The sequence below is a fragment of the Halovivax sp. genome (assembly GCA_007119345.1).
GTDB lineage: Archaea > Halobacteriota > Halobacteria > Halobacteriales > Natrialbaceae > Halovivax.
Genome location: SKPV01000070.1, coordinates 1 through 11,677, shown reverse-complemented (window position 1 = coordinate 11,677; position 11,677 = coordinate 1). Strand labels below are relative to the sequence as shown.

Genomic DNA, 11,677 nt, shown 5'->3' with positions numbered 1-11,677 from the left:
GTGACGCCATCTCGACGGTCCTGCGTGCCCGCTCGGCCGAGTCGATGGGCGAGCGCGCCGTCATCGACAAGGGGATGGACGCGCTGACCGAGATCGGCCAGAGCGAGTCGACGACGTTCGTCCTCCCACAGGAGCTGTCCTCGATGCTCGGTCGCTACGGCAAGCACCTCACCGGCAGCGACGTCAGGGAGGACGGCGAGCCCCTCGAGAGTCTCGACTTCGACGAGGAGACCCGCGAGCTGATCGGGCTCGACGACATCGCCGAGATCATCGGCGAGCTCGAAGAGGTCGACGTGGACGTCGAGGCGATGGAACAGGAGGCCAAGGCCATCACGGAGGGCGAAGACATCGACTCGGAGCGGCCGCCGGGATCGGACACGGAGATGACGAGCGACGTCGGGCCCACCGACGCCTCGGACGACGAGTAGGCGTCGTCGGCGGTCGGCCGACACCCGATTGCCGGATCACTCGGTCCGGGTATCCGGATCGACCGCGCCCGGTATCCGGGCCGGTGGCCGCGGCGGTCCCAGCCGTTTACTGATACATTCCCGACCCCTTCGAGCGGAAGCCACCGCCCTCATCGCCCGCCTGCTGGACCTGTTCCTGGTACTGGCTCGCGATCTGTTCCATCCGTTGCTGGATCTCTTCTGCCTTCTCGTCGAGCGGCGTCGTGTCCACCTCGAAGTCGACGAGCGGCTCGAGGGCGGTCTCGACGACGGCCTTCGCGGCTTGCGGGTCGGGCAGTTGCGGGTGGGCCTTGACGACCAGCAGCGCCGCCGGCACGTCGTCCTGGTAGCACTGACGGACGAGCGCGCCGGTGACGCCGCCGACGAGCCCCCGCTGGTCCGCGATGGGAACGTCGGCCTCGCGGAGCTCGTCCCGGATCGCTTCGGTGGTCGCGACCGCGCTCACCTCGCCGAGGGCCTCCTCCGATTGGGCGGGCGCCCCGGCGATGAAGATCGCGCGGCCGATCTCCCCGGCCACCTCCTCGATCACGCACCGGCCCAGCGGCTCGAACGCTCGCTGCGGGATCGCCATGTCGCTCTCGAGGGTCATCACCGCCGGATGGCCGCAGCCGTACACCCTGACGAGATCCCGGACGAGCCCGTCGTCGAACGTGACGACCGGCGGAAACGCCTCGGACGTGATGTTGCCGCAGTGGCCGAGGTCGAGCTGGTCCCGGAGCAGGTCGACGGCGATCGAGGCGACCAGACCGTGGCCCGGCAAGCCCTCGATCAGGGTCGGCGAGTCGGCGGACACCTCGGCGAGCTGTTCGAACGACGTGCTCGGTCGCTGGTCGGACATGGGTTGACGTTCGACCGGGGGGAGCAAGGGTGTTCCCCACGCGACGGTGCGAAACGGTGCGGCCGGGGCCGCCCCGATTCCTTCACGACCGACGGTGGGAACGAAATGGGCCGGGGCCGTCGGTCGTTCTCGTCTTGGGATCGGTGGTGCACCCTCGCTCGGAGACCTATATATAAAGTCCCGTTATGTGGGGGGAACGGATTATGCTGGTGGACTCGTAGCTTCTCCCATAGTAACATGGTGTCTGGTAGCAACAATCACAGACGGCGCGACCTGCTGCGCGGCGCCGGCGCCCTGGGTGCGACGGGGATCGCCTCTCTCGCGGGCTGTATCGGCGATCCGGACGAGGCGGACGGCGAGGACGAGGACTTCGACACCGTCCAGTTCGGCGTGCTGGAGCCGTTCACGGGCGACTTCGCCGAGCTCGCCGAAGAGCGCAACCAGGGCGAGCGACTCGCCATCGAGCACGTCAACGAGAGCGACGAGTACGACTTCGAGATCGAGTTCGAGGAGTACGACACCCAGTTGAACGCCGAAGACGGCGTCCAGGCGGCCAATCAGGCGATCGAACGCGACGAGGCCGGCTTCCTGACCGGCGCCATCTCCAGCTCGGTCGCGCTCGCGATCAACGAGGTCGCCCTCGACAACGAGGTGATCTACACGCCCGGGGCGGCGGACGTCTCCATCACGGGTTCGAACTGCAACGAGTACGTCTTCCGGTTCGAGACGAGCACCGCCCAGATCGCGGAGGTGATGTCCCAGTGGACCGCCGACGAGCTCGGCGGACGGATCATGTACTCGATCGCCGACTACGCCTACGGCCACTCGGTGAAAGAGGAGTTCGAGAACCGGATGCAGGAGCTGACCGACGACTACGAGGACGTCGAGACGGTCGAGCCGGACGCGGGAGCGGAAGACTTCGAAGCGTTCATCACGCAGCTGATGGACAGCGCCGACGACGCGGACGCCCTCGTGGTGGGCGCGACGGGCGGCCACCTCATCCGATTCCTCTCGCAGGCCCACGGCCGCGGCCTCCACGACGAGATTCCGATCGTAACCACGACCGCCTCGTTCGCGGTCGTGCGGGGCGGCGCGGGCGAGGCGGCCTACGACGTCTACAGCGGCACCCGCTACGTGCCGGACGTCGACACCGGGACCAACCCCGAGTTCGTCGAGGCCTACGAGGACGAGTACGGCGCGCCGCCGGACAACTTCTCGCGGGTCGGCTACGGCTCGATCACGATGGTGGCCGAGGCGATCCAGGAGGCGGGCTCGCGGAATCCGGCCACAGTCAGGGAGACGCTCTCCGGAATGACCTTCGAGTCGATCTTCGGAGACGTCGAGATCCGCGAGTGCGATCAGCAGGCGATGAACCCCGTCTGGATGGGCCAGAACGTCGAGCCGGACGACGGCGACGTCGCCGCGGTGGACCTCCTCGCGGAACTCGACGGCGAGGGCGCCGCGCCCGACTGTGACGACACCGGGTGCGAGCTGTAACCTCGCCCACGATGGTCGCCGGAATCATCCAACAGTTGCTGGACGGGTTGACCGTCGGGTTGATCTACGTGCTCCTGGCCGCCGGGTTGTCGGTCATCTTCGGCGTCATGCACGTGATCAACTTCGCCCACGGGGAGCTGTTCGCGCTGGGTGCCTTCTTCGCGATCGCGGTCGCCGCGCCGCTCGGCGGCGGCGTCGGGTTCGTCGCCGCGATCGTCCTCGCGCCGCTGATCGTCGGCGTCGTCGGCGTGGCGATGGAGCGCTACGCGGTTCAGCCGCTGTACGGCCGGAATCCGCTCTACCACATCCTCCTCACGTTCGGGTTCGTGATCGTCATCAACGACCTGATCTACCTGCTCTGGGGGCCGGAATCCCGATCGCTCTCGCGCCCGGACGCGATCACCGGGACGGTCACCATGCTGGGTGCCAGCTTCAGCGTCTACAACTTCTTCATCATCGTCGTCGGCAGCGCGATCGCCCTCGGCGTCTGGGCGATCCTCGAGCACACGAGGTTCGGGCTCATCATCAGGGCGGGCGCCCAGGACCGCCAGATGGTGAAGAACCTCGGGATCGGGATCGACCGCTACTACTCGCTCGTGTTCGGCCTCGGGGCGGCGCTGGCGGGCGTCGCCGGCGTCATCCTCGGCGGTCGCACGACGGTCACCCCCGACATGGGCATGGGGATCATCATCCCGGCGTTCGTCATCGTCGTGCTCGGCGGCCTCGGGAGCTTCCGGGGCGCGGTCGCCGGCGGCCTGCTCGTCGGCGTGCTCCAGGAGTCGATCCTCCGCCCGTACGTGCCGGCGCTCGAGGGGATGGTCATCTTCGTGCTGATGATCCTCGTCCTGTTGCTCCGACCCCAGGGGCTGTTCGGCTCCGAGTTCGAGGAGGGCGGCGGGGAGCTCCTGACGGGGACGACCCAAACCCTGCTCGCCGACGAGACCCGCCTCAAACTGAGCGTGGCGATGATCGCGCTGCTGGCGTTCGTCCCGCTCGGCGCCGGGTGGCTGTACTCCGCCCACTACGTCACGTTCATGATACGGATCCTCATCTGGGGGCTGTTCGCCCTCGCGCTGGACTTCGTCATGGGGTACACCGGCCTCGTCTCGCTGGGCCACGCCCTCTTCTGGGGTCTGGGGGCGTACGTGTCCGCCATCATCCTGATCAACGTGACCGGATCGGCCCTCGTCGCCGTCGCCGTCGCGCTGCTGGTCGGCGGGGCGGTCGCCTGGATCGTCGGCTACCTGTCGATCCGCGTCCACGGCGTCTACTTCGCGATGATCACGCTGGCGTTCGCCGAACTCTACTACAACGTGCTCTACCGGGTCGACGGCTGGGCCGGCCGAACGCTCACCGGCGGCTCGGAGGGGCTGTTCGGGTTCTCCGCGTACTACGGGATCGGCGGCGTCGGGATCGACTTCAGCGAGGTCGCCATCTTCGTGGGTCCCGCCTCGCTGACCGGGTCGAGCCTGTTCTACTACGTGGCGCTCGCGTCGCTGATCGCCTCGTTCCTGCTCACCCGCCGGATGCTGCAGTCGCCGTTCGGGAGCGTCCTGAAGGGGATCCGGGAGAACGAGGAACGCGTCCGGTTCCTCGGCTACGACCCGACGATCTACAAGCGACGGGCGTTCGTCGTCAGCGGCGTCTTCGCGACGCTCGCGGGCGCCCTCTTCGCGCTGACCTGGGGCTTCGTCTCGCCGGAGGCGGCCCACTGGCTGAAGTCGGGCGAGGTGATCGTGATGGTGCTGCTCGGCGGGATGGGGACCCTCTACGGCCCCGTCGTCGGCGCCGCCGCGTTCTTCGGCCTCGAGGAGCTGATCCAGCACTACACCGCCCGCTGGCGGCTCGTCCTCGGGACGATCTTCATCCTCTTCGTGATCTTCCTCCCGCGGGGGCTCGTCTCGGTCCCCGAACTGCTCGCACCGCACCTCCCCGGCGGGCCGGGCCCCGGCCCGAGGGACGAACCGACCCCGACCGACGTTCCCGCAGGAGATGGTGACTGATGGCGGCGGAAACCACGCGTGACGAGTACGGCACCGACACCCGACCGATCCTGGAGACGGACCGGCTGACGAAGCGATTCGGCGCGTTCACCGCGGTCGACGGCGTGAACCTCTCGATCCGCCGGGGCGAGTTCCGGAGCGTCATCGGCCCGAACGGCGCCGGCAAGACCACGCTGTTCAACCTCCTCTCGGGCGGCCTGGCGGCCACCGAGGGGACGGTCCGGTTCGACGGCGAGGACGTGACGGACCTCCCGCCCCAGGAGCGGGTCCGCCGGGGCATCGGCCGATCGTTCCAGATATTGAACATCTTCGGAGAGCTCACCGTCCGCGAGAACGTCCGGCTGGCGGCCCAGTCGGTCCACCGCGACGACTACGGGTTCCTGGCGTCGCTGTTCAAACCGACGGACCGCCACGACGGCATCAACGCGCGCACCGACGAGGTGCTCGACGACGTCGGGCTAACCGGGCTGGCGACGGCGGAGGCGAACGCGCTCTCCTACGGCGACAAGCGCCGCCTCGAGCTCGGGATGGTGCTCGCGACCGATCCCGAGCTCGTACTCTTCGACGAACCGACCGCGGGCATGAGCATCGAGGAGACCGAGCGAACCATCGACCTGATCGACGACGTGCTCGCGGACCGGACGCTGCTCCTGATCGAACACGACATCGAACTCGTCATGGAACTCTCCGACCGCATCACGGTGTTGCACCAGGGCGAAGTCATCGCCGAGGGACGGCCGGAGGCGATCGCCGACGACCGGGCCGTCCAGGACGCCTACCTCGGGGGGATGCTCGAATGAGCGCGGACGACGGATCGACGGCGTCCCGCCACGACCCGGCGCTCGCCCCCTTCCTCTCGCTGCACGACGTCGACGCCGGCTACGGCGAGACGCAGGTTCTCAGGGGCGTCTCCCTGGACGTGAAGCAGGGAGAGATCGTCTCGCTCGTCGGCCGCAACGGCGCCGGGAAGACCACGACGCTCCGGACGATCACGGGGGTCGTGGCGCCGACCGCGGGCTCGATCACTTTCCGCGGCGAGTCGATCGATTCGCTGGACGCGGTCGACACGGCCAAGCGCGGCATCTCCCTCGTGCCGGAAGAGCGTCGAATCTTTCCGAAGCTGACCGTCCGCGAGAACCTGGAGATCGCGGCCTACGGGGGCGCCGCCGATCGGGAGGGGCTCTCGATCGACGCGGTCCTCGACACGTTCGAGAACCTCGCCGAGCGGACGGACAACCCCGGTTCGTCGCTGTCCGGCGGCGAGCAGCAGATGCTCACCATCGGCCGCGCCCTGGTGAGCGGCGCCGACCTCATCCTCCTCGACGAGCCCACCGAGGGGCTCGCGCCGTACATCGTCCAGGACGTGGTCGACGCCGTGCGCGACCTCAACGAGCGCGGGATCACCGTCCTGCTCGTCGAGCAAAACGTCCACGTCGCCCTCGAGCTGGCCGACCGCAACTACGTCATCGACCAGGGCGAGATCGTCTGGGAGGGCAGCTCCCGGGCGCTGGAGGCCGACGAGGAGGTCCTCGACAAGTACCTGGGGATCACCGCATGACCCGCGACGACCGAACCGGGTGGCCGCCGAGCGACGTTCGGGCCTCGCCGAGCGACGTTCGGGCCTCGCCGAGCGACGCCGGCCCGCCGCCGAGCGACGCCGGGCCGGGACCGCCGAGCCGTCGCGTCCCTCGCTGGGACCCGTGACCGACCGAACCGGGCGTCCCGCGCCCGTCCGCTCCCCGAGAGCGCACACTCGAACCGGGACGACGAACGCCACCGCACACCCGACTCACGACCAATGTACCACGACATCGAAACGACGCCGCGAAGCGAGCTGCGAGAGATTCAGACCGACCGTCTCCGCGAGACGGTCCGCCGGGCGTACGAGAACGTCGACTTCTACCGCGAGCGCCTCGAGGAGGCCGGCGTCTCGCCCGCCGACATCGAGTCGATCGACGACATCGCGGAGCTCCCGTTCACGCGCAAGGAGCACTTCCGCGAGCAGTACCCGGACGGCCTCTTCGCCGTCCCCCACGAGGACGTCCGGCGGATCCAGGCGTCCTCCGGCACGACCGGCAAGCAGAAGCTCGTCGGCTACACCGACGCCGACCTGCGGGTCTGGCGGGACGTGATGGCCCGGTCGCTGGCCGCCGCCGGGGTCGAGCCGGGCGATCTGTTCCAGAACGCCTACGGCTACGGCCTCTTCACGGGTGGCCTCGGCTTCCACGACGGGGTCGAAGGGTTGGGCGCGACCGTCCTTCCGACCGGCGGCGGCAACACCGCCCGACAGATCGAGATGCTCCAGGACCTGGGCGCCGACGCGCTGGGCTGTACGCCGTCGTACTGCCTCTACCTGGCCGAAAACATGGAGGAACGGGGAATCGATCCGCAGGACCTGCCGCTGTCGACGGTGGTCATCGGCGCCGAGCCGTTCACCGATCCGATGCGCGCGGAGATCGAGGCGGCCCTCGACGTCACCGCGGTCGACATCTACGGCCTCTCCGAGCTCATCGGCCCCGGCGTTTCCGTCGAGTGCGCGGAGGTCCAGAACGGGATGCACGTCTGGGAGGACCACTTCTACCCGGAGGTCGTCGACCCCGACACGGGCGAGCCCCTGCCGGAGGGCGAGGAGGGCGAGCTCGTGTTGACCTCCCTGACCAAGGAGGCCCTGCCCGTGTTGCGCTACCGGACGGGCGACGTCACCAGCCTCACCTACGAGACCTGCGACTGCGGCCGCACGGCGGTCCGCATGGACAACGTCAGCGGGCGCGTCGACGACCTACTGATCGTCCGCGGCGTCAACGTCTACGCCAGCAGCATCGAGGAGGTGATGGTCGACGTGGACGCGATCGCGCCCCACTACCGCATCGACCTCTACCGGGAGGGTAGCCTGGACACCATGGAGATCACCGTCGAACACCACGAGGACGCCGACGCCGGCGCGGACGAACTCCGCGACCGGGTCGAAACCCGGCTCGACGAGGTGCTCAACGTCTCGGTCGACGCCCTCGAGGTCGTTCCCTACGGCCAGATCGAGCGCCAGGAGACGGGGAAGGTACAGCGGGTCTTCGACCACCGGTAGCGGGGGACGATTCGTCCTCGACGCCGCTCGGCGCCCGCGATCGTGATCGGGCGAACCTCCTGTTCCGAGCAGCGATACCCCGATACACTTCCAATCTACGAACGTTGCGTCTGCGATCGTTGCGTCCACAAGCGTTGCGTCTGCGATCGTTGCGTCCACAAGCGTTGCGTCTGCGACCGTAGCGTCTACAAGCGTTGCATCCACAAGCGTTGCGTCTGCGACCGTAGCGTCTACAAGCGTTGCGTCTACGACCGTTGCGTCTACGACCGTTGCAGCGTATTCTAGATCGCACTCCGATTTTGATCGGACGCATAACATAAATTCACTTCCGGAAAAGTACATTTGTCGAGTGGCCGTGGTACATTCCAGAATGGAGATCGGCATCCGAACCGCATCGCAGGACGACGCTGTGGAGTTGGCTGCGGTGTATCGGAACGCGTATCGCGTGAACAGGAAACTCGGCTTTCCGATGACGTCGGAGTCGGTGACCGCGACGGAAGTCGGCGAGTGGATTCGAGCGGATCACCTCTCCGTCGCTCACAGTGGAGACGACGTCGTCGGCGGGATTCGCTTACAGCGGACGGACCCTCACAGGGCGAAAGTCGGCCGTCTGGGCGTTCACGAAGCGTGGAAGGGGAACGGAATCGGCACTCGTTTGATGCGCCACGCCGAAGATCTCGCCGACCGAAGGGGCTGTGACGTCGTGTGGTTAACGACTCCGAAGAAACACCCGTTTCTTCCGGACTGGTATCGGAGACTGGGGTACGAGGACGCGGGACCGAATCCCCAGGAGCTGTGGGAGTACGAGTCGATCAGGCTCGAAAAGCGCCTCGAGGGAACGAACGCTCACGCCGTGGCGGCGAGCTCAGGTGACCAGGACCGCGCTCGCTCCGCTCGCGCGGATGCTGGTGATGCACATATGCGCTCTATCCAGTAGCACGTGATTGAGAGCGTCTGAAAAGATCGATAGCCGCTCCGGCACGGGCTCTATTCGTACTACTAATCCGTCGGACCGGTCGATGGCGGACCCCGGCGAGCAGCGATCGCCTCGAATCCGGCTCGGAACCGGGTTGGAATCGATCCCGGCAGTCCGCCGGGCTTCTCCGACCCGTTCGGATCGAGGGTCGACGGACGGCCCGTCGTCCGACCGGCGATCGGGCGCCGCTACGGCCGGTAAACGCGACCGCGGAACGTCGCCACCCGATCGCCGCCGTCCGCCGAGACGACGACCTCGTACTCTCCCGTCGCCCGGGTTTCGTGGGTCCGCGTCGCCGTCGCGGTCAGCGTCGTCCCGACCTCGACGGCCTCCAGGTACGAGACGTTCGTCTCCAGGGCGAACGCATCGTCGCCCCCGGCGTTCGAGGCCGCCGCGAACGCCGCGTCCGCGAGCGAGTAGATCGCGCCGCCGTGGGGGATCCCGTGGAAGTTCAGGTGATCGTCCGCGAGTTCCAGCCTCGTCGTCGCGGTGCCGGGACCGATCGCCGCGAGCTCGATCCCGAGACGGGCGCAGAACGGGTCGTCGCGGATCAGCGCTTCGCGTTCCGGGGTGACGCCGTCGTCCATACCTCGGTCTCGTCGGCCAGCACCAAGAATGTCGGTTTCGGAGACGCACTGTCGGTTTCGGAGGCGGACCGCCGGGACGGGCACGGACCGTCCGCCGCTCGTCGAACCGCCCCCGCTCCGCGAACGGTCGGTGAGCGGCCATCCGCACGTCGGACGGCCGGCAGAACGGCGATCCGCGGAGGTACCTTCTTGCCGAACGCTCCCGATTCGGAGACTATGTCCGAGAGCGATCCGGAACATCCGTCCGAGACCGATCCGGAGACTCCGTCGGAGACCGATCCGGAGACTCCGTCGGAGACCGATCCGGAGACTCCGTCAGAGACCGGTCCGGAGCATCCGTCAGAGACCGATCCGGAGACTAGGTCAGAGACCGATCCGGAGCGGGACCTCCGCGTGCGCCTCGACCACGTCGGCATCGCGGTCGAGAACCGCGAGAGCGTGGCCCCGGTCCTCGAGCTCCTCGGCGGCGAACTGATCGCGGACGAGCCGGCCGACGGGTTCCGATGGGTGCAGTACGAGTTCGACGGGCTGAGTCGGATCGAGCTGATCGAGCCGACCGCCGAGGACACCTTCCTCACCGACTTCCTCGAGGATCGCGGTCCGGGCTTTCACCACGTCACCTTCGAGGTGGCCGCGATCGACGACGTCGTGAACCACCTGGCGGAACGCGGCGTCCGCGTCGTCGACCGGGCCGACCGCGAGAAGTACCGGGAGGCCTTCGTCTCGCCGCGCTCGACGGGCGGCGTGCTCTTCCAGCTCATGGAGTACGAGCCCGGCTACTGCGAGGTCTACGGCGAGCCGGGCGTCGGCCACGACCTCGTGATCGACCACGCCTACATCGACTGAGTCGCCCCGGTACCGACTCCCGCTCGCGGCCGTCGGCGTTCAGAACCGTTATCGGGCCGGCTCGCCCACGCCCGGGTATGACGAGCCTGGACGGCTACGAGCACGGGACCGGCGAGCACTGCGGGTCTACGTCGCTGCGGAACCTCGCCACCCACCACGCCTGGGACTTCGACGAGCCGACGTGCTTCGGGCTGGCGTCGGGCCTCGGGTTCACCTACTTCGAGTTGCCCGAGAGCCCGCACCGCGGGTTCTTCGGCCGCCCGCTCTGGATCGAGGACGCCTACTTCGCGCACCTCGGGATCGGCTACAATCTCCACCGCGGAGAGTCCTGGGAGACGGTCGTCGACCGCCTCCGGGCGCGGACGGCGGCCGGCGACCCGGTGCTGGTCTACACGGACATCTTCCACCTCGACTACTTCGACACCGACACCCACTTCGCCCCGCACACGCTGCTCCTGATCGGCATCGACGACGAGACCGCGGTCCTCTCGGACAGCGAGTTCGACGACCCCCAGCGGCTCCCGCTCGACCGCCTGCGAGCCTCGACGGAGTCGTCGTACGTCTTCGATCTCGCGAATCGCCACCTCGTCGTGACCGACACGGAGCCGACCGTCGGCTTCGCCGACGCCGCGCGCGAGGCGATCGCCGATACGGCGAGCTACATGCTCGACCCCGAGACCAGGGACCGCCCCCTCGGTCCGGGCGAGCACGGGCTGGACGGGATCCGCCAGTTCGCCGCGGACCTCCCCGCCTGGACCGCCTACGACGACCCGCAGTGGTCGGTGCGCTTCGCCTACCAGAACGTCGAGCGCCGGGGGACGGGCGGCGGCACCTTCCGCCGGCTCTACGCCCGCTTCCTCGATCGGGCGACCGAGGAACTCCCCGAACTCGACCCCGAACTCGCCGAGCGAACGCACGGGATCGCCGACGACTGGACCGCGATCGGCGAAACGCTGAAGGACGCGAGCGAGGTGGACGAGGTGAGCGCGATGGATCCGCAGCTGGCCGAGGCGCAGGCGGCGATCCGCGACGTCGCGGATCGAGAGCGGGAGCTGTACGAGGGGCTGCTGGCGGCAGTCGAGGAATAGTCTCTCCGGCGAGTCGAACGAGTTCGTCGCGGGAGGGAGCGAGGAGATACGCCACGAAGCGGTGGGCGGGACGTGACGTCGGTGGTCGGCGTTCGGTGGTGGTCAGGTGCTGACGTGATTCGGCCCGCGACGCCCCGCCACCGTCACCTCGGGACCGAGGGATCACGTTCGTTGCGGGCCCGTTTCCGTAATTCCGATATCGGGGCGAGCGGTGGGACTCGCCTGGCTTCAGACGTCCTGGGGCAGCCACCCGCTTCAGACGTCCTGGGGCAGCCACCCGCTTCAGACGTCCT

At 68.2% G+C, this 11,677-nt stretch carries 10 protein-coding genes and 1 pseudogene; 9 read left to right on the top strand and 2 right to left on the bottom strand.

Annotated features, from left to right (window positions below):
• Positions 1-428: pseudogene (locus QZT59_RS05145) on the top strand (phosphoesterase); the annotation flags it as partial.
• A gap of 106 nt (positions 429-534) precedes the next feature.
• Here QZT59_RS05145 and QZT59_RS05140 read toward each other — a convergent pair.
• Positions 535-1,305, bottom strand: a complete 771-nt coding sequence (locus QZT59_RS05140; protein ID WP_290812322.1) for a proteasome assembly chaperone family protein — start codon at positions 1,303-1,305, stop codon at positions 535-537.
• A gap of 237 nt (positions 1,306-1,542) precedes the next feature.
• Between QZT59_RS05140 and QZT59_RS05135 the strand changes: the two genes are divergently transcribed.
• The 6 genes from QZT59_RS05135 (at position 1,543) to QZT59_RS05110 (ending at position 8,824) form a co-directional block, all read left to right on the top strand.
• Positions 1,543-2,802, top strand: a complete 1,260-nt coding sequence (locus QZT59_RS05135; RefSeq protein WP_290812319.1) for an ABC transporter substrate-binding protein — start codon at positions 1,543-1,545, stop codon at positions 2,800-2,802.
• Positions 2,803-2,813: 11 nt separating this feature from the next.
• Positions 2,814-4,805, top strand: a complete 1,992-nt coding sequence (locus QZT59_RS05130) for an ABC transporter permease (protein WP_290812316.1) — start codon at positions 2,814-2,816, stop codon at positions 4,803-4,805.
• On the top strand, positions 4,805-5,605 hold the full coding sequence (locus QZT59_RS05125; protein WP_290812313.1) for an ABC transporter ATP-binding protein: 801 nt from the start codon (positions 4,805-4,807) through the stop codon (positions 5,603-5,605). Before QZT59_RS05130 ends, QZT59_RS05125 begins: the two co-directional genes overlap by 1 nt.
• A complete protein-coding gene (locus QZT59_RS05120; protein WP_290812310.1) occupies positions 5,602-6,363 on the top strand; it encodes an ABC transporter ATP-binding protein in 762 nt (253 codons plus the stop codon). Before QZT59_RS05125 ends, QZT59_RS05120 begins: the two co-directional genes overlap by 4 nt.
• Positions 6,364-6,603: 240 nt before the next feature.
• On the top strand, positions 6,604-7,887 hold the full coding sequence (gene paaK / locus QZT59_RS05115; RefSeq protein WP_290812307.1) for a phenylacetate--CoA ligase PaaK: 1,284 nt from the start codon (positions 6,604-6,606) through the stop codon (positions 7,885-7,887).
• A gap of 469 nt (positions 7,888-8,356) precedes the next feature.
• Positions 8,357-8,824, top strand: coding sequence for a GNAT family N-acetyltransferase (locus QZT59_RS05110; protein ID WP_290812304.1), 468 nt, complete (start codon positions 8,357-8,359; stop codon positions 8,822-8,824).
• 227 nt (positions 8,825-9,051) lie between these two features.
• On the opposite strand, the gene QZT59_RS05105 is transcribed toward QZT59_RS05110, so the two are convergent.
• On the bottom strand, positions 9,052-9,450 hold the full coding sequence (locus QZT59_RS05105) for a PaaI family thioesterase (RefSeq protein ID WP_290812301.1): 399 nt from the start codon (positions 9,448-9,450) through the stop codon (positions 9,052-9,054).
• Between the two features lie 216 nt (positions 9,451-9,666).
• Between QZT59_RS05105 and QZT59_RS05100 the strand changes: the two genes are divergently transcribed.
• Both QZT59_RS05100 and QZT59_RS05095 read left to right on the top strand, forming a co-directional pair.
• Positions 9,667-10,296: a VOC family protein gene (locus tag QZT59_RS05100; protein ID WP_290812298.1), complete on the top strand. Its 630-nt coding sequence runs from the start codon at positions 9,667-9,669 to the stop codon at positions 10,294-10,296.
• 77 nt (positions 10,297-10,373) lie between these two features.
• Positions 10,374-11,384, top strand: coding sequence for a BtrH N-terminal domain-containing protein (locus tag QZT59_RS05095; RefSeq protein ID WP_290812296.1), 1,011 nt, complete (start codon positions 10,374-10,376; stop codon positions 11,382-11,384).
• Positions 11,385-11,677: the final 293 nt, after the last annotated feature.